The organism is Geobacillus thermoleovorans (assembly GCF_001610955.1).
In the GTDB taxonomy this organism is placed as follows: Bacteria; Bacillota; Bacilli; order Bacillales; family Anoxybacillaceae; genus Geobacillus; species Geobacillus thermoleovorans.
Genome location: NZ_CP014335.1, coordinates 1,621,666 through 1,643,727, shown reverse-complemented (window position 1 = coordinate 1,643,727; position 22,062 = coordinate 1,621,666). Strand labels below are relative to the sequence as shown.

At 51.0% G+C, this 22,062-nt stretch carries 21 protein-coding genes and 1 pseudogene; 10 read left to right on the top strand and 12 right to left on the bottom strand.

Annotated features, from left to right (window positions below):
• Positions 1 to 168: 168 nt before the first annotated feature.
• Entirely contained in the window at positions 169 to 612 is a 444-nt protein-coding gene (gene nsrR, locus GT3570_RS08240; RefSeq protein WP_011231230.1) for a nitric oxide-sensing transcriptional repressor NsrR, read from the bottom strand.
• Positions 613 to 783: 171 nt separating this feature from the next.
• Between nsrR and hmpA the strand changes: the two genes are divergently transcribed.
• The 7 genes from hmpA (at position 784) to GT3570_RS08205 (ending at position 8,258) form a co-directional block, all read left to right on the top strand.
• Positions 784 to 2,019, top strand: coding sequence for an NO-inducible flavohemoprotein (hmpA, locus tag GT3570_RS08235; RefSeq protein WP_020279469.1), 1,236 nt, complete (start codon positions 784 to 786; stop codon positions 2,017 to 2,019).
• A gap of 223 nt (positions 2,020 to 2,242) precedes the next feature.
• Positions 2,243 to 3,145, top strand: coding sequence for a formyltetrahydrofolate deformylase (gene purU, locus GT3570_RS08230; RefSeq protein WP_014195843.1), 903 nt, complete (start codon positions 2,243 to 2,245; stop codon positions 3,143 to 3,145).
• A gap of 109 nt (positions 3,146 to 3,254) precedes the next feature.
• Positions 3,255 to 3,629, top strand: a complete 375-nt coding sequence (locus GT3570_RS08225; protein ID WP_011231227.1) for a replication termination protein — start codon at positions 3,255 to 3,257, stop codon at positions 3,627 to 3,629.
• A 159-nt stretch (positions 3,630 to 3,788) separates the two neighbouring features.
• Positions 3,789 to 4,631: an ATP-binding protein gene (locus GT3570_RS08220; protein ID WP_369792898.1), complete on the top strand. Its 843-nt coding sequence runs from the start codon at positions 3,789 to 3,791 to the stop codon at positions 4,629 to 4,631.
• A 10-nt stretch (positions 4,632 to 4,641) separates the two neighbouring features.
• On the top strand, positions 4,642 to 6,546 hold the full coding sequence (locus tag GT3570_RS08215) for a nitric oxide reductase activation protein NorD (protein WP_011231225.1): 1,905 nt from the start codon (positions 4,642 to 4,644) through the stop codon (positions 6,544 to 6,546).
• A gap of 17 nt (positions 6,547 to 6,563) precedes the next feature.
• Complete coding sequence (locus tag GT3570_RS08210; RefSeq protein WP_014195842.1) at positions 6,564 to 7,805, top strand: DHH family phosphoesterase; 1,242 nt, start codon at positions 6,564 to 6,566, stop codon at positions 7,803 to 7,805.
• A gap of 258 nt (positions 7,806 to 8,063) precedes the next feature.
• The gene (locus GT3570_RS08205) at positions 8,064 to 8,258 is read left to right on the top strand and encodes a hypothetical protein (protein ID WP_011231223.1); all 195 of its coding nucleotides are present in this window, start codon (positions 8,064 to 8,066) and stop codon (positions 8,256 to 8,258) included.
• Between the two features lie 256 nt (positions 8,259 to 8,514).
• Here the strand turns inward: GT3570_RS08205 and GT3570_RS08200 are convergent, their stop codons facing one another.
• Positions 8,515 to 9,483, bottom strand: coding sequence for a helix-turn-helix domain-containing protein (locus tag GT3570_RS08200; RefSeq protein WP_167552185.1), 969 nt, complete (start codon positions 9,481 to 9,483; stop codon positions 8,515 to 8,517).
• Between the two features lie 391 nt (positions 9,484 to 9,874).
• Between GT3570_RS08200 and GT3570_RS08195 the strand changes: the two are divergent.
• Positions 9,875 to 10,864 (top strand): annotated as a pseudogene (locus GT3570_RS08195) (IS110 family transposase); the annotation flags it as partial.
• Between the two features lie 196 nt (positions 10,865 to 11,060).
• On the opposite strand, the gene GT3570_RS08190 reads toward GT3570_RS08195, so the two are convergent.
• Both GT3570_RS08190 and katG read right to left on the bottom strand, forming a co-directional pair.
• Positions 11,061 to 12,248 (bottom strand): IS701 family transposase, encoded by a 1,188-nt coding sequence (locus tag GT3570_RS08190; RefSeq protein ID WP_062898618.1) that lies wholly within the window; start codon positions 12,246 to 12,248, stop codon positions 11,061 to 11,063.
• 258 nt (positions 12,249 to 12,506) lie between these two features.
• Positions 12,507 to 14,714 (bottom strand): catalase/peroxidase HPI, encoded by a 2,208-nt coding sequence (gene katG, locus GT3570_RS08180; protein ID WP_062898616.1) that lies wholly within the window; start codon positions 14,712 to 14,714, stop codon positions 12,507 to 12,509.
• A gap of 315 nt (positions 14,715 to 15,029) precedes the next feature.
• On the opposite strand from katG, the gene GT3570_RS18430 reads away from it, so the two are divergent.
• Complete coding sequence (locus GT3570_RS18430; protein WP_023634322.1) at positions 15,030 to 15,161, top strand: iron-containing alcohol dehydrogenase; 132 nt, start codon at positions 15,030 to 15,032, stop codon at positions 15,159 to 15,161.
• Between the two features lie 203 nt (positions 15,162 to 15,364).
• Here GT3570_RS18430 and GT3570_RS08175 read toward each other — a convergent pair whose 3' ends face one another.
• From GT3570_RS08175 to GT3570_RS08145, 7 genes are all read right to left on the bottom strand, one after another.
• A complete protein-coding gene (locus tag GT3570_RS08175; RefSeq protein WP_014195798.1) occupies positions 15,365 to 15,634 on the bottom strand; it encodes a hypothetical protein in 270 nt (89 codons plus the stop codon).
• Positions 15,635 to 15,658: 24 nt separating this feature from the next.
• Positions 15,659 to 16,159 carry a hypothetical protein gene (locus tag GT3570_RS08170; protein ID WP_014195797.1) on the bottom strand — a complete coding sequence of 167 codons (501 nt, stop codon included), beginning with the start codon at positions 16,157 to 16,159 and terminating at the stop codon, positions 15,659 to 15,661.
• A gap of 311 nt (positions 16,160 to 16,470) precedes the next feature.
• Positions 16,471 to 16,659: a hypothetical protein gene (locus GT3570_RS08165; protein WP_023634321.1), complete on the bottom strand. Its 189-nt coding sequence runs from the start codon at positions 16,657 to 16,659 to the stop codon at positions 16,471 to 16,473.
• Positions 16,656 to 17,885, bottom strand: coding sequence for a DNA polymerase IV (locus GT3570_RS08160; protein WP_062898615.1), 1,230 nt, complete (start codon positions 17,883 to 17,885; stop codon positions 16,656 to 16,658). The genes GT3570_RS08165 and GT3570_RS08160 overlap by 4 nt, the downstream gene beginning before the upstream one ends.
• A 65-nt stretch (positions 17,886 to 17,950) precedes the next feature.
• Positions 17,951 to 18,313, bottom strand: a complete 363-nt coding sequence (locus GT3570_RS08155) for a LysE/ArgO family amino acid transporter (protein WP_079936105.1) — start codon at positions 18,311 to 18,313, stop codon at positions 17,951 to 17,953.
• Entirely contained in the window at positions 18,310 to 19,758 is a 1,449-nt protein-coding gene (locus tag GT3570_RS08150; protein WP_062898614.1) for a PH domain-containing protein, read from the bottom strand. The genes GT3570_RS08155 and GT3570_RS08150 overlap by 4 nt, the downstream gene beginning before the upstream one ends.
• The gene (locus GT3570_RS08145; protein WP_014195793.1) at positions 19,748 to 20,230 is read right to left on the bottom strand and encodes a PH domain-containing protein; all 483 of its coding nucleotides are present in this window, start codon (positions 20,228 to 20,230) and stop codon (positions 19,748 to 19,750) included. The genes GT3570_RS08150 and GT3570_RS08145 overlap by 11 nt, the downstream gene beginning before the upstream one ends.
• A 205-nt stretch (positions 20,231 to 20,435) precedes the next feature.
• On the opposite strand from GT3570_RS08145, the gene GT3570_RS08140 reads away from it, so the two are divergent.
• Complete coding sequence (locus GT3570_RS08140; protein ID WP_023634317.1) at positions 20,436 to 21,809, top strand: amino acid permease; 1,374 nt, start codon at positions 20,436 to 20,438, stop codon at positions 21,807 to 21,809.
• Between the two features lie 34 nt (positions 21,810 to 21,843).
• Here the strand turns inward: GT3570_RS08140 and GT3570_RS08135 are convergent, their stop codons facing one another.
• A complete protein-coding gene (locus GT3570_RS08135) occupies positions 21,844 to 22,053 on the bottom strand; it encodes a hypothetical protein (RefSeq protein WP_023634316.1) in 210 nt (69 codons plus the stop codon).
• Between the last annotated feature and the right edge of the window lie 9 nt (positions 22,054 to 22,062).

Sequence of the window (22,062 nt, the reverse complement as noted above, 5' to 3'; positions counted from 1 at the left end):
CGACTGGTTTCGTTTTTCCAACTGATGATCGTTCTTGCCGCCACATCCCGCGCAAAGGCCGCCATTGGTTTCGCATCATCCCGCGTCTTCCTTCCGTAGAGCGATGCTTAGTGATCGTGTGCCTGCCAAACGCCAAAAAACTCTCCAGCTTATAGCCAGAAAGTTTTCTCAACCGCGCCGCTCTTTCAATAAAGAACGAAGCGACGCTCGGTCTTCAAGCAAATCGGCGAGCGTATACGCATCCAGCACACGCAAAAACGCCTCTAACGCCTCGTGAAGTGCGAAGCGAAGCCGACATACCGGCGTTAAGACGCACTCATTGCCGTGGGCGGCAAAACACTCGACAAGCGACAAGTTTTCCTCCGTTTCGCGAACAACCGCGCCGATGACAATCTCCGCGGGGCGTTTCGCAAGGCGGATTCCACCGTTGCGCCCACGGATCGTTTCAATGTAGCCGAGTTTGCCAAGCTCATAGACGATTTTGCTTAAATGATGCTCTGAAATGGAAAAGGCAGCGGCAATGTCTTTGATGTTCGTTTTTTCTTCTTCATCAAGCGCGCCTAAAAACAAGAGGACGCGCAAGGCGTATTCCGTATAGTTCGTCAACTGCATCGTGATTCACAACCTTTAAGCGACATTCTTGATCCCATTGTACCACACCTGATTCGAACGGAGAATTGTGAACAATTTATTAAAGATGTATTTGAAATATTGTTTTTTCGCAGTGCTCATGGTTGAATAAAAGATGTATTAAAAATACATGTTTTACAAGGGGATGAAATCATGACAACGACAACGAAATTGCATCCAAAAACGATTGAAATTGTGAAATCAACGGTGCCTGTCTTGGAAACACATGGCGAACAAATTACGAAGCGGTTTTATGAACTCATGTTTTCCAATCATCCGGAACTGCTCCATATTTTCAACCACGCCAACCAAAAGCAAGGGCGGCAGCAACGTGCCTTGGCCGCAGCCGTGTATGCGGCAGCGCGCTATATCGACCAGCTTGATGCTATTTTGCCGGTTGTGCGGCAAATCGGCCATAAACACCGCAGCTTAGGAATCAAACCAGAACAATACCCGATCGTCGGAAAGCATTTGTTGCTGGCGATCAAAGACGTGCTCGGCGACGCCGCCACCGACGAAGTGATCACGGCTTGGACGGAAGCATATGAAGCCATTGCGTCCGTTTTCATTCAAGTGGAAAAAGAGCTCTACGATGAGGCAGCGGCCAAACACGGAGGCTGGCGTGACTTTCGCCGATTTGTCGTCGTGAAAAAGGTGAAAGAAAGCGGCGTCATTACTTCGTTTTATTTGGAGCCGGAAGACGGCAAGGCCATCAGTGATTATTTGCCGGGTCAATACGTGAGCGTCAAACTGTCGATTCCGGGCGAGACGTATACGCATATTCGCCAATACAGCTTATCGGATGCACCTGGAAAAGGGTATTACCGCATCAGCGTCAAACGGGAAGCAGCTACAGCGGACAAGCCGGCCGGCATTGTTTCCAACTATTTGCATGATCATGTCCAAGAGGGCGACGTGCTCGAGCTTAGCGCTCCAGCCGGCGATTTTACGCTTGATTTGTCCAAAACGACGCCGGTTGTGTTCATCAGCGGCGGCGTCGGCATCACTCCGCTTTTGAGCATGGCGCATACGTTGGCCATCCGCCAACCGACCCGCCCAGCGGCGTTTTTGCATGCTGCTTTGAATGGCCGCGTGCACGCGTTTGATAAGGAGCTTCGGATGTTGGCGGAACGCCCGTCATTTTCTTACCGTATTTGTTACGAGTCGCCATCCGACGAGGATCGCCGCCATCCACATTTTGGCAAAGAAGGGCGGATCGACCTCGCATGGATGCAATCCGTGATCCCGACGAAAGACGCAGACTTTTATTTCTGCGGCCCGATGCCGTTTATGAAAACCGTCTATCGTGCCCTAAAACAATGGAGTGTGCCAGAGGAGCACATCCATTACGAATTTTTCGGCCCGGCCGGCGATTTGACGAAAGACTGAGAGAGGTTTTTCGCTTGCCAGGGGGATGACCCAAAAGGGTCATTTTTCTTAACAAAACACAACATATTGTTTCTTAATGATTGTTTTATACCTATATACGGTAATAAGAAAGGGTGTCCCGATCCTTTTGGGACACCCTCTTTTGTTATCTTCCCTGTTGGCAAGTTCATGAATTTTTTGTATGATGAATTGCAAGAAAAGCAAGAAAAGGGAGAGACAACGCATGACGACATTTCGCCAACATCGCTGGCAATCATTTTTGCAAGGTTACGAGCAGCGCGCTCGAATCCTTATCTCCTGCCCAGATCGCCCGGGCATCGTCGCGGCAGTGACGTCGTTTCTGTACGAACAAGGGGCGAATATCGTTGAATCGAGCCAATATTCGACCGATCCTGAGGGAGGGACGTTTTTTCTCCGCTTGGAGTTCGACTGTCCAAACATCGCCGAGCGAAAAGAAGAGATCGAAGCGGCGTTTGCCCCGATCGCTGCTGAATTTGAGATGCGTTGGCAGCTTCGGCTGCACAACGACATTCGGCGAATCGCGATTTTTGTCTCCAAAGCCGAGCATTGTCTGCTTGAACTTCTTTGGCAATGGCAGGCGGGAGAGCTGATCGCCGACATCGCCCTTGTCATCAGCAACCACCCCGACTTGCGCGAGACGGTCGAGTCATTTGGCATCCCTTATGTGCATATTCCGGTGACGAAAGAAACGAAAGCGGACGCCGAAGCCGAACAAATCCGTCTGCTTCGCGACTATCAGATCGACACCATCGTGCTTGCCCGCTACATGCAAATTTTGTCGCCGGCGTTTGTCGCTGAATTCCCGGGACGGATCATCAACATCCACCACTCATTTTTGCCCGCCTTTATTGGCGCGCGTCCGTATGAGCGGGCGTATGAGCGCGGCGTCAAATTGATTGGCGCCACATCGCACTACGTCACCGACGATTTGGATGAAGGGCCGATCATTGAGCAGGACGTCGCCCGCGTGGACCACCGCCACCATCCGGACGACTTAAAGCGGATCGGCCGACTGATCGAAAAAACGGTGCTCGCCCGGGCGCTTCGGTGGCATTTGGAAGACCGGGTCATCATCCACGGAAACAAAACGATCGTGTTTTATTGAACCCAAGCGGGAGAGGATTTTTCCTTTCCCGCATGGTATAATGAAGACAAGCAGGATTTGGCCGCCCAAAGAGCGAAATTTCATCCGTAGGGAAGGAGGGAAAAAGCCTATGGGAGAAAAACGGACGCCCAGCGGTTTTCTGTTAAAACAACGTGCGTTTTTAAAATTGTATTTGATTACGCTCACCGAACAGGAGCGGCTCTACGGGCTGAAGCTGCTTGATGTATTGCGCCAAGAGTTCAAGCCGTTCGGCTACCGGCCGAACCACTCCGAAGTGTATAAGGCGCTGCACGATTTGATCGAAGACGGCATTTTAAAACAAGTGAAACAGAAAAAAGAGGGAATGAAGTACCAAGAAGTCGTTTACTATCGGTTCGCCGAGGGCGGACAGGAAAAGGCGAAGCTGTACAAACGCCAGCTCAAAGCGGAGCTTGATCGGTGCGCGGCGCTCATTCGCAAGGCGATTGAGGACAACTTCGGTTGAGAGCGCCTCGTTTTTTCTTTGTTATATTTACATAATATATTTATGGTCTAGTTCTTTTGTTTTGCGTCCCGCCGGGCGATCTAGTAGAATGAGAGGGGAAGATCGCCACAGAGAGGAAGTCAGAAGATGGGAACATGGCCGTTGACGGTCACGAAAGAAATGGAAAAGCGAAAAGAACTGTTCCGCCGCGATCCGGATCGCGCGTTGATTGGAGCGGGCGGGTACAAGGCGGCAGATGAGGCGATCGTGCACGATGCCGCCATTGCGCTCGCGCTTGGGAAAAACGTGCTCTTAAAAGGCCCGACCGGATCGGGAAAAACGCGGCTTGCTGAAACGTTGTCCGCTTTGTTTGGTCAACCGATGCACAGCATCAACTGTTCCGTGGACTTAGACGCCGAAGCATTGCTCGGTTTTAAGACGATCGTGCACAAAAACAGCCAGGCGGTGATCGAGTACGTGCCCGGACCAGTCATCCAGGCGATGACAAAAGGGCATTTGCTATATATTGACGAAATTAATATGGCGAAACCAGAGACGCTGCCGATTTTAAACAGCGTCCTTGACTACCGGCGGCGGCTCACGAATCCGCTCACCGGCGATCTCGTGCAGGCGAAACCGACATTTGGCGTCATCGCCGCGATCAATGAAGGCTATATTGGCACCGTACCGCTCAATGAGGCGCTCAAAAACCGGTTTGTCGTCATCAATGTGCCGTATGTGCAAGGAGAAACATTAAAATCGGTATTGTTGGCGCAAACTACATTAACGGATGAAACGTTGATCGATCGTTTCGTCGCCCTGTCGGCTGATCTGCTTGTGCAGGTGCGAAACGGACAAATCGCCGAGGAAGCGGCTTCGGTGCGCGCTTTGTTGGATGCGTGCGATTTGGCGGCGTACATGCCGCCATTGCGGGCCATTGAACGAAGCATCGTCGATAAGCTCGACGATGAACGGGAACGGGCCGCAGTGCGCAACATCGCTGAAACGTGGTTTGACGAATAGGAGGCTCGGCATGGAGCGGTTTATGATGTTCAATGACCGAACGGTCGACTCGAGTTTGGTCATGCAGCTTTCTGACCTCGCCCAAACGCTCATGCGCCGCCGCGACGTTGCCATCCAGTTCGCCGCCCATTCCGGCGTGCATTGTGTCAAGCCGGTCGTTTACGTCAGCCATTTTTGGGATGGGTATCCACCATTGGAGCGGGAAACGGCAATGAAAAGCGACGTCGGCTTGCGCATCATCGGCACGTATCGGCACACCGACCGATTGGCGGTTCGCGCCTTCCGACATGCGGTGGAATCCCGACCGCTCTCCAAGCTTTCCAAACAGCTGTTTACATTCGCTGAAGATCTTCGCTTGGAAGCCGTCTGTGAGCGGGAACGTCCCGGGATGAAGCGATGGTTCCGCACGCGCCGCCGCTTGTACCGCCGCTACTTCACTCAGCAATGGCAAGCGAATCGAACGCGCGGCGCTTGGGCTGATCAGTTTTTGGCGGGGATGTATTTGCGGCTCACGGCCGATTCGCCGCTTGATGATGCGCCGCTGGCTCCGATGGCGGATGAAGCGGTGCAGGCGCGCCTTGAAACGTTATGGCCGCAATTTTTTGATGCTTCCTCGACAGCCGAGGTGGCGGACTGGGCGTTCGCCGTTGTGGAACTGATGAAGGACGTGCTGCCTCATGATATGGTCAATGCCTATACATCGCTGCCAATCGTTGAGGATGATGCGGACGAGAAAACGATGACGCTTCAAGATCTCAAACGGACCAACCCATTGGAAAACCGCGATGCCCTTCAAGAGGCCGATGGAGAGGCCAAGCGGCAAGTGCTGCCAACGTGGCATCGGGAAACGAGCCGGGCGGGTGGAAGCTTTCTCCGCTTTGAGCTCGAACGAGGCAGCCGCACCGAGATCATCAGCGATAAGGCGAGGCCGGGTGAAGACGGTGATCAGGCGCTGGCCGTCGTGAAAGGAACGTCTCGGCCGACGGCGCGAAACGAGTATGGCCTGGAAGCGCAAGCATCCTTCAGCGAACAGCCGCCGGCTGGAAACAGTGCGCCGTATGGCGAGGCCAACCGCCAAGCCGATCTTGTGCTTCTTCCTTCGTCGCCAAACCTCGCGCATCTTGAGCAATACCGCGCCAAACAGGCGGCGGTGGCGCCGTACCGAAAACGGCTTGTGCGCATCATGGAACAATGGCTTGAACACAAGCGCTCCGCTTGGCGCACGAACTTGCCCGTCGGTCGGCTGCGCAAACAATTGGTGTCGTTTTTCACTGATGAGCGGCCGCGCTTGTTTTACAAAAAAGGCGAGCCGACGCGGCGGTTTGATGCAGTCTTCGGCCTGCTTGTCGATTGCTCGGCTTCGATGCATGACAAAATGGAAGAGACGAAAACCGGGCTCGTTCTTTGCCATGAGGTGCTGAAAACGTTGCGCGTGCCGCACCAAATTGTCGGATTTTGGGAAGATGCGAACGAAGCAGCCGCTTCGCGTCAGCCGAACTATTTGCAGATGGCGGTCTCATTCCATCGCTCGCTTGAGCCGTCGAGCGGCCCGGCGATCCTGCAGCTCGAGCCGCATGAAGATAATCGCGATGGATTGGCGATTCGCTGGATGACCGAACAGCTCCTCAAGCGCCCGGAAGCACAAAAAGTGCTGCTCGTCTTCTCTGACGGCGAACCCGCCGCGTACGGATATGAACAAAACGGCATCATCGATACGCACGAAGCAGTCGCCGAAGCGCGCCGCCGCGGCATTGAGGTCGTCAATCTCTTTTTAGGCCACGGGGCCGACGATGAGTCAACGCGGCGGACGATTGAAAACATCTATGGTCGCTTCCGCGTCTTTGTTCCGCATGTGAGCGAGTTGCCGGATCGGCTGTTGCCGCTCTTGAAAACGTGGTTGCAAAAAAGTTTGTGACAAAAAGGTGGGACCCCATGATCAAATTATTCACTGACAGCGATCTAGACGGCATCGGTTGCGGATTGCTCGCGAAGCTGGCGTTTGCCGAGGTGAACATTTCGTTTTGTTCCTATCGCAATTTGGATGAACGGGTCATCCAATTCTTGCAAAGCGACGAGGCCAACGGCGCCATGTTGTTTATCACCGACTTGGCCGTCGGCAAGGAAGTGGAACAGCAACTCGCCGAACGGGCGGCGCGCGGCGGCCATGTGCAAGTGATCGACCACCACGTGACGGCGCTTCATTTCAATGACTACCCGTGGGGACAGGTGGTGCCGGTGAGGGATGATGGCAAAAAGACGTGCGCCACCTCGCTCTTTTACGACTATCTCGTCCGCGAGGGAAAACTCGCACCTAATGAAACGCTAGATGGGTTCGTCGAGCTCGTCCGCCAATACGACACGTGGGAATGGGAAGAGAATGGGAATTTGCAAGCGAAGCGGCTGAATGATTTGTTGACGATTTTCGGGCTTGACGGCTTTTGGGAGACGATGAGCGAGCGGCTCGCCTCCAGAGAACCGTTCTCCTTGACCGAGACGGAAGAGCTGCTTCTCGATATGGAAGAGAAGAAAATTCAGCGTTACATTCGGCAAAAGCAAAAACAGCTTGTTCAGCGCTGGCTTGGTGACTATTGCATCGGCGTCGTCTTTGCCGAGCGCCATTTGTCGGAATTGGGCAATGCGTTATCCAAGCGTTATCCTCATCTTGACTTGATCGCTTTAGTCAACATGGGGACGAAACATATTGGCTTTCGCACCATTCATGATGACGTCAACGTCGCTGAGTTTGCCCTGCAATTCGGTGGCGGCGGCCATCCCAAGGCGTCCGGCTGTTTGATCGATGATACAACATTTCCGCTGTTTGTCGTCGAGACGTTCCCGCTTCTGCCGGTATACGGTGATGCGGAACAAAACCAATTGAACAAAAAAGACGAGGCCGAAGGAGTGTTTTGGACAAATCACCATGGCCAATGGTGGCTGAGTCGTAAAACCGCTCAAGGTTGGAACGTGTATGCCGATGGGGGAGAGACCCATACGTTCCCAGAGGAAATCGCCGGCGAACGCTGGCTGAAGCGGCAGTTTGCCGCTGGCCTTGCCCATGATGCAGCCGTGCTCGACTTTTTAAGCGTTCGGCTCGGACGAGACAAAGATGCCATTCAAGCCGACTATAAAGCGGCCGTCAAACAATACAAGCAACAAACCGGCATTGAATCATGATGCCGGTTTTCTTTTTCTAAGAAACTGAACTGTGCTAAATCGGATTGCGGCGCTAACCGGCAAGGTCATCACAACCCGCAAGGTCCAACAGCCACATATGCGCAAAAAGAAAAAGGTGTTCCGATCTCTTTTAGGAAGGATTGGGACACCTTTATTTGTTGCGGAAACGCCGAAGAGAAAATGTTAACATAATTGTAACAGTTTTTGTGTTTAGGAAAAACAGTCTTTGATTATAATAATAATAGGGAGGTGAAGACGGTGAAACAGTATGTCTTTTCCTTCTACACAGTCCAAGGGAAAACGATTGTGTGGGAAGAGGCCATTCCGGCATCTGGGATGATGGAAGCCTTTTCAAAAGCCCAACGGCTTCTGGTGAAACATAAGCAAGAAAAAGGCGTGCCAGTTCGCGTTCGGTATAAAGGCGTCCGCTATCGTCAAACGGATATTGCCTAAACGAAAGGAGAAAGGATGAGATCATGCGGTCCCTGCAGCTGCCGACGCGCAGTGGGTAACGTGCAGCTTCTTGAATGAGAATCAAGAGGCTGCGCGTTTTTATTTTATTTTAGGTGGGCGTGTCGATGGGCGTTTTTTTGTTTTGTCTCACTATTATGAGACTACTTGTTATCGAAACAGACTCTTTCGTAACTTCTTATAATTTATATTATGTCTACTAAAATGTAAAAAATATATGAGTGGCGTTTGATTACCACTACTCTTTCTTTATTTGATAAAATTCTTCGCTAAATTGTTTGTCTTGTTTCAACCATCTAAAATAAGTTCCTAATGTAATTCCAACTGTTTCACATGCTTGATGAACGCAATAGCTTTTTCGATATTCATCGATAAAAGCTTTTTTTCTTGCTGCAACAGCTTGTTTTGTTCTTTTTAATTTCGCATTTTGCAATGTTTCTGCATCCATATTTTTATCTGGGAACGCTTCAAATTTGCGTTTTAAATATAATCCTTTATCGTGATAAATCCAGTCATAAAATTCCTTAATCGTTTTTCTGCCGCTCATATATAAACGAATATGTTTTTCTTTTTTGGTTAAGTACACGTCAAATCCTCGCGCTTTTAGATGATGTTCTAATACCGTCATGAAATCGAGAGAACCGCCAACAAAACTGACTAAATAGCCACGAGAATAAATATTTCCATCACCGTCAAAATAGCCTCTTATAAAATGATTTAAATACACTTCTGGAACATACGGAAATTTTATATCCAATGATTTATTTGGTGTGATACCATGTATCTCCATTAGATCGTTTTTCATAACTTTGCTATTGAGATATAACATATAAACACCGGTTTGCTTATTTTGATAAAGTGGTTGATTAGACCCTAATTCGTCTCTGATTTGTTCTAAAATATATTTTTCTTTTTGCGCGAATCCGATCGTCTGAAAATCATTGGAGACAAAACCGTCCGCTATAAAAAAACCTAAGATATAAGCCATATTTTTAGACCAAGTCTTGAAATAATCTTCATTTAACTTATACTTACGCTTCCAACTACCAAACGGCCTTTTTTCAATATTATGATCAGACAAAATCATTCTTATATATCTTGGGGACACATTGGAAAGCTTTGCAATTTCGGTGGTACTAGCACCTTCAAGATAAAGTTTTATAATTTCGTTTATCTCCAACGTTCGTTTTATATTTTTTCTTGTCATCTTTAAAACCCCTTTCATATTTATTTTTATTTAAAATATATTATAGGAACAAACGTTCTTATTGTCCATATAAAATTAAAAATATTCACAACCTCCCGCTCTAATTAATGAATGAAAATAAATCACAAAAAACATCCATGAGTAAATTTTACTCCCCACCCAGGCATGAAAATCCATCTCTCCTTCCATAATGGAGGATGAACGCAAACAGTTTGGAAAGACGTGCTTTTTAATGGTGGTTCGACCCTGTACAAAAAACTGTTTGAGTCCATTTGGTGTTCCACCCATTGTAAGCCCTTTTCATTTGGAAAAGGTGACTACGAACAGAAAAATGCCTAACGAACAAGTGGACTCACTGTTTGCGAATTCATCAATGGAAGGAGTCCGGATCATGGATGTGCTTTATCATCGTTGCGCAGGTTTAGATGTTCATGCCAAAACGATTGTCGTTTGTGCGCTTTGGGGAGAAGAAGACCACATTCAAAAGGAGATCGAAACGTTTTCGACGTTTACCAAAGACTTGTTTCGCCTCCTGAAATGGCTCGAGGATCGAGAAATCACTCATCTAGCGATGGAGAGTACGGGGGTTTACTGGAAACCGGTCTTTAACATTTTAGAGGACTACTTTGACATTACCTTGGCCAACGCTCAGCGAATCAAGAATGTCCCAGGGAGAAAAACGGATGTATCCGATGCGGAATGGATCGCTAAATTATTGCGTTATGGACTGATTGAAAAGAGTTTTGTGCCACCCGCGCCAATTCGAGAATTGCGGGACTTGACCCGTTTACGCAAAAAGTGGGTGGGTCAATTGATTGCGGAAAAAAACCGAATTCATAAAGTATTGGAGTGTTCCAATATCAAGCTGGGTACGGTGATTTCCGACATCTTCGGAGTATCGGGCCGAAAACTCTTGACCCGTTTAATGGAACAGGGGTACATCGAAGAAGCCGATATCGACGCTTGCCTTCACGGAAGAATGAAAGGGAAAAAGCAACAAATTCAGGAATCGCTCTTTGGGACATTAACCGAACATGAGTTGTTCATGATTCGCCAATCGTGGAAGCACATCGAGTATTTGGAAAGCTTGATTCAGGAGATGGACCAACGCATCGACCATCTCTTACAACCGTATCAACAGGAAGTGGATCTTCTGATGACGATTCCTGGAGTGAAAAAGGAAACCGCCGCCGTCATCATCGCCGAAATCGGAGTGGATATGGGACAGTTCCCGACACCGCAGCGCCTCGCTTCTTGGGCTGGGGTGGCCCCGGGAAATCACGAAAGCGCTGGAAAACGCAAAAGTACACGAACGGTAAAGGGTAATCCTCATATTAAATCCGCGTTATGCGAGGCGGCATGGGCGTTATCCCGATGCAGGAAGTTAGAATCTATTTGATTATTTGATTAATGGAATATTGTTGCCTTAAACTTTTTTTTCTTTTATTCGCAGGATGGTTGAAATTTTTAGCGAAGATTCCTTTCTGCATCTGCTTAGATAATTTATCTAACTTTCTGTAGATGAGCATTTTTCATTACAATAATTTCCATGGTTAGAGAGACAAACAGGGTACCCCTTACGCGATACGGAGCTGTTTTTTGATCACATCAATGGGAATATCTTGCTTTGCAGCGTCATAAATGAACTCGACGACGCTGTGGTCTTTCCGCGACCGAAGAAGCTCCAGCCCGGTGGAGAGGTTTTGTCGGGATTCGGCGATGCTGTACACGCAGGCCAACAGCACCACCGCCCAATACCGTTTCACCGCCCGAATGTGGCGAACGCGGTATCCATCCAGCTTCAGTTGATCTTTCGCCTGCCGGAAAAAGCACTCGATCGTCCAGCGCTGGGCGTAGTAACGCAAGATGTCTTCGTCCCCGAGTTCCCGGTCGGTGCTCAAGATGCAATGAAGATGTTCCGGCGTCAGCGGCTGATCCGCCTTCCAAGCCAGCAGCACCACCGCGTCATCGAGGCCATGGATGGCCCCCTCATAGCGATACACGCGATAACGCTCCTGCCCCACCGTGACGAGGCGGGTGTCTTTGGACTCGATATAGCGGGCAAACTGCTTGGCTTGGATGGCGATGCCTTTCGGGTAGAGAATCCGGTTCGTCTTGAGCATCGCGATGACATGGAATCCCTGTTTCAGACAGGCTTCGATGAGCTTCTTAGACGGATGCCACGAATCCATGAGCACATACACCGGCTGAGCCCGCTTCACCTTGAGCGAGGAAAGCATCTCGATCGCCAGGTCGATCTTGCTTTTTCCCGCTTTCTTGTCATACAGGCGGAACGCAAATGGGAACGCCTGCGTGAAGGTGTGCACCATCAGCCAAACGAGCGAATGCCCCCAGACCGATTGATGATCTTTATGCGAGTAGTGCCAGTCGCACCCTTGAATGGCGTGCACAGCCCGTGACGAAGGCTTTGTTTTTTGGCAAATCGTATCATCAATCGAAACAAAAAGGGGTTGATTCTTCCGTTTGGCCAGTCGTTCGACCTGGGAAAGGATCCACTCTTGAAGCTTCCCAAGCAGCCTTTCCTCGTTCCAAGGGCTTTTCGTGAAAAAGTGACGGAGCGTCGTTCGATGATTCGGATGAAAGCTCCAGTAATGAATATCAGTCAATGTTCCCGAGAATCCCTTGGTGGTCAAGGCATCGACAATATGAATGAGATGCTTGATGACCGGTTTGGAAAGCTGCAGCGTCAACCCCAGCGTGAAGAAAAACTTGTGGATTCCTTGGTGATGTGCTAATCTATTCATGAGACATGAACCTCCTTGTGGATAGTTGGTGGTACATCTATTCTAACCAAGGAATCGGGTTCATGTCTCCTTTTTTGTTTAGTTGTCAATTTATGTCAGTGAATTTGCTCATCTACAGCTATTTAGTAATATTTCCCCTAGCTCTTCGCAAAATCAGTTTTTACGGTGAAGATTTTCTTTGCCTATGCAGCCGTTTGGTATTCTACAAAAACGAGGCAGAGGGAATCTTCTCCCTCTGCCTTGTTTTTCTTCCCTTTATTAAGCGGTGACCGATTCCCTTGCTTTTTTCACCAGATCAAAGCGGTCGGCGTTCATGACTTTCACCCAAGCGTTGATGAAATCACGGACAAATTTTTCTTGGTTGTCGTCTTGGGCGTAAAATTCCGCGTAGGAACGAAGAATGGAGTTGGATCCGAAAATGAGATCTACCCGGGTCGCCGTCCACCGCACTTCGCCGGTTTTCCGGTTGCGGATTTCATAAATGCCGCTGTCTGTCGGCACCCATTCATAGTCCATATCCAACAAGTTGACAAAGAAGTCGTTGGTCAGCACCCCGATGCGGTCGGTGAAGACGCCATGAGGCAGATCGCGATAGTTCGCGCCTAACACGCGCAAACCGCCAACTAAGACCGTCATTTCTGGGGCGGTCAGCCCAAGGAGCTGCGCTTTGTCAACGAGCAGTTCTTCCGGCGGAACGCTGTACTCTTGCTTTTGATAGTTGCGGAAGCCGTCCGCAAACGGTTCTAATACCGCAAAGCTCTCGACATCGGTTTGCTCTTGTGTCGCATCGCCGCGGCCAGGGAAAAATGGCACTTTGACATCAAAGCCGGCGTCGCGGGCTGCCTTTTCCACCGCAGCGCTGCCGCCAAGGACGATCAAGTCGGCGATGCTTACTTTTTTCGGCAGTTCGCGCTGGATGTCCTCGTAGACGGACAGCACTTTGGCGAGCCGCTCCGGTTCGTTCACTTCCCAGTCTTTTTGCGGCGCGAGACGAATGCGGGCGCCGTTGGCTCCGCCGCGCTTATCCGAGTTGCGGAACGTGCTGGCCGAGGCCCAAGCTGTTTTCACAAGTTCACTGACCGTCAGTCCGGAGTTCAAAATTTTGGCTTTGATTTCTTCAATTTCCGCTTCTGTCAATTCGTAATCGACTTCTGGAATCGGATCTTGCCAGATGAAATCTTCTTTCGGAACTTCCGGACCGAGATATCTCGTTTTCGGTCCCATATCCCTATGGGTAAGCTTGAACCATGCCCGGGCAAACGCCTCCGCAAATTCTTCTGGATTTTGATGGAATCGGCGGGCGATTTTTTCGTATTCCGGGTCAAACCGAAGCGCCAAATCGGTCGTCATCATCATCGTCGGAACTTTTTTCGACGGATCCTCGGCATCCGGAGCCAAGTCTTTTTCATCCGGGTCGACCGCCATCCATTGCCATGCCCCGGCTGGGCTTTTCGTCAGCCACCAGTCATAGCCAAACAGCATGTCAAAGTACGACGTATCCCACTGGGTTGGCGTCGGCGTCCAAGCGCCTTCAATGCCGCTTGTGATCGTATCGCTCCCTTTCCCTTTTCCGTAAGAGCTGATCCATCCCAGCCCTTGCGCTTCAATCGGGGCGGCTTCCGGCTCGGGACCGACGTGCGTGGCAGGGCCGGCGCCGTGCGCTTTTCCGAACGTATGACCGCCGGCGATCAAGGCGACCGTTTCTTCATCGTTCATCCCCATGCGGCGGAACGTCTCGCGAATATCGCGCGCCGCTGCTTTTGGATCCGGCTTGCCGTCCGGCCCTTCTGGGTTGACGTAGATTAACCCCATTTGCACCGCGGCGAGCGGGTTTTCGAGCTCGCGATCACCGGAATAGCGTTCAGAGGCGAGCCACTCTTTTTCCGATCCCCAATAAACGTCTTCTTCCGGATGCCAGACGTCAACGCGGCCGCCGCCGAATCCAATCGTTTTTCCACCCATCGATTCAATAGCGACATTGCCCGCCAAAATGAACAAATCGGCCCAAGAGATTTTGTTCCCGTATTTCTTTTTGATCGGCCATAACAACCGCCGCGCTTTATCCAAGTTGGCGTTGTCCGGCCAGCTGTTTAACGGCGCAAAGCGCTGCGTGCCGGTCGAAGCGCCGCCGCGGCCGTCGCCGATGCGGTACGTGCCAGCTGAATGCCAGGCCATGCGGATAAACAACGGCCCGTAATGGCCATAATCGGCCGGCCACCAGTCTTGGCTTTCCGTCATCAGTTTGCGCAAATCTTCTTTGAGCGCCCAATAGTCTAGTTTTTGAAACTCCTCAGCATAGTTGAACTCTTCATCATGAGGATTCGTTTTTCGGTCATGTTGATGGAGAATGCTTAAGTTCAGCTGGTTCGGCCACCAGTCTTTGTTCGTCGTTCGATTCGAAGACTGATTCGTTACGCTTCCGTGAAACGGACATTGGGCTGCATTCTGACGATTTTGATTTTCCATTCTCCTGTTCTCCTTTCCCTTAATTAACAAAAAATAGAAATTCCATCATTACCATTTCTAACTGTTTTGTTGCCAGTCAAAAATGATAATGATTTGTACATTAGAATTATACTAAATTTATATTTGATAGTAAATAATAAAAGATACCTTTTATTATTTTTATTTGTGTTGCTATACCAGTCCAAGGTATGCCACTATTAATTTATGTTTCAATTGATTTAGAATTCAGTTATTTTTTAATATATAAAAGACGATGGCTTGTTTCATGAAAAACGCCGCTAGCTGAAAAAGGCAAACGCAGCACTAAGAACATCGTTGACGATTCAATTGACGCTAAAAGATGCCGCTCTCCGCCCGGCGTTAGCCGTGCTTGATCCGGAGCTGACGTTTACGATGCGGAAGCCAGTGACTGCAGCAACGGGGGTGGATGCCTTGCGTCAGAAATAGCTTGATCATACGCTATTTTCTTATGAAAGTACCGCTCAACGGACAACCACTGCCTGCCGGAAAGAATATACGATGCCCTGGTATAATCGTAATAAGTATAAAAACATTTCAACCACTTACATGATATATAGTCAAAAACCGGTCATTCATCTCCTCGTGAAAATGAGGAGATGAATGACCGGTTTCTCCTAAAGCGGACACCGTTAAGAAGGGAAATAGAGCTCTACAGCCCGATGCTGGCCATAAAACCGATAACGCCTCGGGAAATCGTGTACGATCTCATAGCTTGGGTAGTCATCCAACCGAATGGACCAGCGAATGCGCCCATCTTTGATGAAAGATAGCAGACCGTCTGATCGTTCGATGCCATCAAAGAAAAACCCGTCACGCGCCACCAGCTCGTCTTCTTCATAGAAGTTGACGACAACTTGGCGATGGCGGTATTCCGTCAGCAAAGAAAGCAAGTCACCCACGTTTTCTCTCTCCCTTACACGTGATTAGATCGGCCAAAATAGATGAAGGAGAAACAAACCGGCAAACAGCAAGGCAGAGACAAGATGAAACGTTCTTCTCCACCCTGACGCTTTTTGCCGCCGAAGGACACCTGCAAACAAGGTGATGGCCAACATCGCGAGGCTTGCATAACCGGTCACCAGTTTCCCATGGCCAAAACCGATCACCGCTCCGAGTTTCCATGCCATCACCACTCCGTGAAAGACAATCAAGCTCGTTCCGACAACCGCGAGCGGGATGTGGGCTTTCATCATGCTTCTTGCTATCCGCGCTAACGTGACTTTGACCTTCCGGATTTTTGTTTTGCGGATGACAAGGAAGATAAAATACATATTGACATTGACCAAAAACAGCAGCACCGCCACTTGTGCCAGCCATTTTCCTGCCAGCACCGCAGCTGAGTCGTTCGGGCGAAACAGCCAGATATAAACCGCCGTGCCGATCACCAACAGCGCATTAATGATCATCCAAACATAGTGGGCCATACATCCTCCATGGTTGTTCCGTTTACCATCCATTTTACCCCAAAAAACCATCCCGTCGGAGTGAGGATCATCACACCACAAACGCAGGGGCACTTCCAATACCTAGGTGCTTCCCCTCATTGACGGAAAGCCGTAGGCCGACTTTTTCACTCAACCAAAGCCAATCGGTTCATCCCATGTCGAAGAGAGCGACGCTCTGCCTGAGATGAACCGATGGCTACTTTGTCACCAGGGCTCGATTGTCCATAACCGTTTGTCTCTAAATGGTGCCGCGGCATCTAAACTCGACGGCGGGCATCGTCTTTCGCTTGTTATAACACTAGATATACCCCGATTCCCGCCGCTAGCACAAGGGCCAACCCGGCATAAATCAACACTAGGCGGGTGAGATTGCCTTTGGTTGCTGATGTGTACTGTTCGTCCCCCCGCCCCGACAGCGCGAGCGTGCCGATGAGGCCTGCAAGCATCACGACAGCCGCGGCAATCATTGAGATCGTCAACGTTCTTCCCCCTCTTTCGTTTGCCTGTCGGATGAAAGCGGCTCAACACCTATCTGCAAGGCACGGGCGCCAAACTTCGCCTGCAGCTGTTCAACCGTTTTCCAAAGCGGTTCCATTTTCACCTCCTTTTCATAATGAAACAAATCGAGCTGCTTCACGGCCCCGGTCCGGTCAAACACATGGAGCGCGGCGACGCCAAGAAGCCGCACTGGACGACCGTCCCAATGCTTTTGGAACAACCGTACAGCATAGGAAAAGATGTCTTCCGCATCCCATAACGGATCCATTCCGGTTTGGCTACGAGTGATGGTTTGAAAATCGTAGTAGCGAATGGTCAGTTGAACGGTCCGCGAGACAACCCGCTTTTCGTTCATCCTTGCACTGACAGACTCAGCCAACTGGCGCAAGACAACGAGCAAGTTCTGTTCCTCATCCATATCGTACGGCAACGTTGTTGAGTGTCCGATCGATTTTCTCTTTTCCGCCGCCACTGGATCAACCGGACGCGGGTCGATGCCGTTCGCTTTCTCTTGAAGGCGCAAACCATAGATGCCAAACGTCTGACGAAGACGCTCGCGGTCAGCTTTGGCAAGATCGCCGATCGTATGGAGGCCAAGCGCATGAAGCTTCTTCGCTGTTTTGTCGCCGACGCCATGCATCTGTTCGACCGGAAGCGGCCATAACACAGACGGGATATCGCGCTTGCGCAGCACGGTGATGCCAAGCGGCTTTTTCATGTCGCTTGCCATTTTCGCCAAAAACTTATTCGGGGCGATGCCAATACTCACCGGAATCGACAACCGCTCAAGCAGTTCTTGTTGGATATGGTGCGCCAAAGCGAGCGGGTGAACCGTTGGCGTCCGCCCGGTCATGTCCAAATAGCCTTCATCAATGGAGGCGCGCTCCAATACGGGCGAGAAACGCTGTAAGCATTGAAACAAGCGACGGCTTACTTCGCGGTATAACGCGAAATCCGGCGGCCGCACGACGAGCGATGGACAGCGTTTTTTCGCTTCCCAAAGCGGCATCGTCGTATAGATGCCAAACTGTTGTTTCGCTACATAGCTGGCCGCCAGCACAATTCCTTTCCGCTCTTTCGGGTCTCCTGCCACAACGACCGGTTTTTTCTGAAGCGATGGATCACGGACGATCTCACAGCTAGCGAAAAACGAATTGGCGTCTACATGAAAAATGATCCGCCCATGCGATTCGCGCTCCGTTTGCATCTTTCTTCCCTTCTTTTCTTTCGTTGTTTCCTATTTTAGCAGATCATTTGTTCGTTGGGAACAACTCAGGTCGCTTTCAAGGCGGCAAAAGCGATTTGTTTGCGGGGCGGAAACCGTTCCGCCGCTTCGCTTTCGCCTGTTGAAGGCTCGCTCTTCCATGTACTCCAGCCCATATACAGCAAAAAAAGAATGCCAGCCCCCATCACGGCTGTTTTCAGCCAAGCGGAACCAAGCCAAACGAGCGAGACGCCCAAAACGGCGAGGAAAATCAACAACGTATCACACAACGACGCCGTCAGCACCGCCGGCAAGGCATGCCGCCAACGCCGCTGGACCGCTCCTTGGGTCAAAATGAACACGTTTTGCATCCCCAATGGCAAAATGAGTCCAAACGCAAGGATAAGCCCGTGAAGAAAGGCCTTCATCATGTTTGGTCCCCCTTTTCCCCTTGCAGCCAGCGATAGATCGAAGCGGCATCTTCTTCATCCACATCCACGACACGGGAGCGGGTGCCGACCGGCATGACGGAAGCCGAGATTGTCGCCAACTGTTTTTTTCTTTGCCACCATGTCGTTGCGATTTCCAACGATTGGACGTGACGCTTTAACAAATGCGCGGTCGTTCGCCGAAACCAGCCGTTGCGGAGCGACAGCTGCTTCGAGGAAAGCGCCCAGCCGGCCGCTTGATAGCGCCGCGCCCCGATCCACAGAGCAAGCGGCAACACAAACAAAAGCCCTGCTCCCCATGGACGCTCCATATACGCGGCAACTCCAACCGGAATCGTCAACCAATAAAGCGGGCGAAGCATATATCGACTTTTTGCACGCTGAGGAAGCGGACAAAATGGCACATCGAGGCGATACTCGGGCAAACAAGCCTGAACAATGGGGACGATGCGATGCTTTTTGACCAGCGGGCAAAGAACGACTTCCCCTGACGGTCCGCCATCGAGCGCTCCGCCGGCATGAATAATGGATACAGAGGCGTATCCGAAAAAACGGCGCAGCCAATTCTCATGAATAACGACGCCTTGGACGCGGTCAACAGGGACGGACACCGCTTTTCGTTCCAACCATCCGCGAGCAATCACAATCGTGTCTTCTTGTTTCCGCACGACAAACGAAGCGTACCGGATCATATTTTGCACGATGGCCACTCCATAGGCGGCCAAGAGAATCGACAAGATCAATAGAGCAATATACCATCGTCCATGTCCGTTCCATGTCGACTGAATATCACGGACAAGCGCCTCATACGGAATGAAGTCGCTAAATTGCGACAAAAACGCACATAAAGCGGCGACCACGCCAAGCGCCCCACCGCTTGTCAACGAAGCGACCCATACTTCTTTCATCGATAAGGTAAACAGAACAGGATGTGGGCGGTTCGCGAGTGGTTCCGGATGGGAAGCGTTTTCCGCCTTGTGTTTCGCCTGTTCCACGCATCGTTGCAGGCGGCGGGCTTCTTCCCTTGATATGGCCCGAAGCGTCACTTCTGCTTCACCGAGGGCATCGCCCGCCGTCTCAATATGCACTTGGACGACCCCCGCCATCCGCTGCCAGATTCCCTCTGTCACCGAAATCCCATGAATGCGCTCCAACGGAATGGAACGTTTTTTGCGAACAAACACCCCTTCTTCAACGACCAAGCAAGTGTCATCCCACTCATATGTAAAACGAAGCCAAGAAAGAACGCCCATGACCAGCGTGTAAATGAGGGCGGCCAACGGCACAAGAATATCGGTCCATGAAAACCCATGGCGACTGCCGGCTGCCATGATGACTAGAAGAGGAACGACCATATTTTTTAATTCTTTTCCTAGCCCGGCCATAATGGCAATCGGATGGAGGCGGCGTCTTGCTTTACGCGTCATTGTCATCCGCCACCTTCGCCCACTCCGCAATCAAGCAGCAAAGCCGTTCTGCTTCTTCCATCGGAAGAGCGGGAATTTCATGAGCGGCCGCCGCCGTGAACACCGCGATGGAAGCCAATCCATACCGCTTAAGGAGCGGGCCTTGCCGCACATCGACATACTGAACGCGGGTCATCGGAATGAGCGTTCGCTTCGTAGACCAGACCCCGCGCTGAATGTCGATTTCTTCTTCGCGAATAGCGTAACGCCAACGGCGCTGGCGAAGCACAGGCACCCATCCCACCCATAGAACCACTTCAATCAACCAGATGCCGGCTAACATCCCCAAACACCATTTCGGGACATGAAAGCGCGCCAGCACCCACGCCATTCCGCCAATGACGGCGCCAGAAACCAATGTCCCCAACGCTCCGGTCCAACGCCACACGGTGATGGCTTTTTCCGAAATCGGTTTACCGCTGTTGCGAAGCATCCTACCAATCTCCTTTTGGCGAGTTCAAAATCTGTTTCCAGTATAACAAAACATTTCCACATTAACGACATGTTTTTTGCGAAACATTGACAGAAAAACAAAACAATTATATTCTAAAACTATCTTTTTTGCTTAATTGCATAAAAGCGTAAAAGCAAAAAAGCACATCATGAAATGAACTTCGTGTGAGAAAGGTTGTTGCTGTATGGAACATTCCCGCCCCTCATTGCAAAAAGGGCTGCTGCCTCGCCATGTGCAGTTGATGGCGCTCGGCGGCATGATCGGCACCGGCATTTTCAAAGGGAGCTCTGATACGATTCACATGGCCGGACCGAGCGTTATTCTTACGTATCTCCTCGGCGGCGCGCTGTTGTTTCTCATTATGGCCGCCTTAGCGGAGATGGCCATCGCCTATCCGGGTGAAAACGTTCAGCATTTGATCCGCCGGGCGTTTGGATTTCGCTGGTCGTTTCTCGTCGGGTGGCTGTATTGGGCGAACTGGACGTTGGTCACGGTCGTCGAGCTGCTGGCGGCAGGCAGTTTTTTGCGCTATTGGATGCCGGCGGTGCCGCTTTGGCTGCTCGCTCTTAGCTGCGCGCTGTTTATCATCGTGCTGAACTTGTTTCCTGTTCGCTACTATGGGGAAACAGAATTTTGGCTCGCTGGGTTGAAAGTGGCGGCGCTGGGGCTGTTCATCTTGCTTGGGGTCGGCATGTGGTTGGGAGTGATCGAAGGAGCGGACGGAAACCCATGGAGCCGTTATGCGACGTACGACGCCTGGTTTCCGCATGGGATCGGCGGCATGATCAGCGCCCTGCTTGTCGTCATGTTTTCATACGGCGGGGCGGAGCTGATCGGTGTAGCGGTGACGGAGATGAAAGACGCCGACCGGGTGCTGCCGCGGGTGATCCAAACGACGATATGGCGGGTCATCGGCTTTTATGTGTTGCCGATCGCCATCATTTGCGGCATCATGCCCTGGAGCGCCGTATCGGCGGAAAACAGCCCATTCGTCCAAGTGCTCGAGGCCACTGGCATTCCGGGCGCCGCCCATGTGATGAACGCTGTTTTGCTTGTGGCCGTCTTATCGGCAGCCAACACCGGGGTGTACGCCACGTCTCGCTTGCTCTTTTCCATGGCTGAGCAAGGAGAAGCGAGCCGCCGCTTGTTGCGGACGACGCGACACGGGGTTCCGCTTTACGGGATGGGAATGGTCGCCGTCTGCATCGCTCTAGGGGTCGTTGGCGCGTACTTGGCGCCGGGGCGGATCATCGGCGAGCTGATGACAATCCCTGGGTTTACGGTGCTGATCGTCTGGATGATGATCGGCGCGGCCCAACTCAAACTGCGGCCGCATTACGACACGAATCCGTTTTTCCGCGTCAAAGGATTTCCGTACACGACGCTCATCGCCGTCGTGTCGCTCGGCGCGATTTGGGTGAGCTTTTTATTCCAGCATGATCATCGAATCGGGTCGGTTCTTTGCCTAGTGATCTTGGCGGTTCTGGCGATGTATGGGGCGGTCAAAGAAAAACAGCGCCGGCTGCCGGAACAGAACATCGACGAACAATCTGCATGAACAAGAGTGCACAAAAAACAGGCCGCTCGTGCCGTTATGGCCGGCGCCTGTTCTCTTGTCGTCCCCGGCTGATCCCCCGCCATTCCTCCCATGCCCGCCAGCCGATAACCGCCATGCCGAACGCTAAGATCGGCGCCTGCTCATCCACTCGCCGCTCGGCCCATAAACGATACAAACGGATCGCAGCCCCGTATACGAACCAACCGAGGCAAAACAACAATGCCCCCAGCCAAAACCCTTTCATCGTTTCCTT

What these genes read in the sequence shown, in the direction of transcription:
- GT3570_RS08220 (WP_369792898.1), top strand. Translation starts at nt 3,789, where the DNA reads ATGGAAAAGCGAAAAGAACTGTTCCGCCGCGATCCGGATCGCGCGTTG.
- GT3570_RS08210 (WP_014195842.1), top strand. Translation starts at nt 6,564, where the DNA reads ATGATCAAATTATTCACTGACAGCGATCTAGACGGCATCGGTTGCGGA.
- GT3570_RS08190 (WP_062898618.1), bottom strand. Translation starts at nt 12,248, where the DNA reads ATGAATAGATTAGCACATCACCAAGGAATCCACAAGTTTTTCTTCACG.
- GT3570_RS08135 (WP_023634316.1), bottom strand. Translation starts at nt 22,053, where the DNA reads ATGAAAGGGTTTTGGCTGGGGGCATTGTTGTTTTGCCTCGGTTGGTTC.
- GT3570_RS08145 (WP_014195793.1), bottom strand. Translation starts at nt 20,230, where the DNA reads ATGCTTCGCAACAGCGGTAAACCGATTTCGGAAAAAGCCATCACCGTG.
- GT3570_RS08155 (WP_079936105.1), bottom strand. Translation starts at nt 18,313, where the DNA reads ATGATGAAGGCCTTTCTTCACGGGCTTATCCTTGCGTTTGGACTCATT.
- GT3570_RS08215 (WP_011231225.1), top strand. Translation starts at nt 4,642, where the DNA reads ATGGAGCGGTTTATGATGTTCAATGACCGAACGGTCGACTCGAGTTTG.
- GT3570_RS08170 (WP_014195797.1), bottom strand. Translation starts at nt 16,159, where the DNA reads ATGGCCCACTATGTTTGGATGATCATTAATGCGCTGTTGGTGATCGGC.
- GT3570_RS08200 (WP_167552185.1), bottom strand. Translation starts at nt 9,483, where the DNA reads ATGACAAGAAAAAATATAAAACGAACGTTGGAGATAAACGAAATTATA.
- GT3570_RS08225 (WP_011231227.1), top strand. Translation starts at nt 3,255, where the DNA reads ATGGGAGAAAAACGGACGCCCAGCGGTTTTCTGTTAAAACAACGTGCG.
- GT3570_RS08150 (WP_062898614.1), bottom strand. Translation starts at nt 19,758, where the DNA reads ATGACGCGTAAAGCAAGACGCCGCCTCCATCCGATTGCCATTATGGCC.
- katG (WP_062898616.1), bottom strand. Translation starts at nt 14,714, where the DNA reads ATGGAAAATCAAAATCGTCAGAATGCAGCCCAATGTCCGTTTCACGGA.
- purU (WP_014195843.1), top strand. Translation starts at nt 2,243, where the DNA reads ATGACGACATTTCGCCAACATCGCTGGCAATCATTTTTGCAAGGTTAC.
- GT3570_RS08160 (WP_062898615.1), bottom strand. Translation starts at nt 17,885, where the DNA reads ATGCAAACGGAGCGCGAATCGCATGGGCGGATCATTTTTCATGTAGAC.
- GT3570_RS08140 (WP_023634317.1), top strand. Translation starts at nt 20,436, where the DNA reads ATGGAACATTCCCGCCCCTCATTGCAAAAAGGGCTGCTGCCTCGCCAT.
- nsrR (WP_011231230.1), bottom strand. Translation starts at nt 612, where the DNA reads ATGCAGTTGACGAACTATACGGAATACGCCTTGCGCGTCCTCTTGTTT.
- hmpA (WP_020279469.1), top strand. Translation starts at nt 784, where the DNA reads ATGACAACGACAACGAAATTGCATCCAAAAACGATTGAAATTGTGAAA.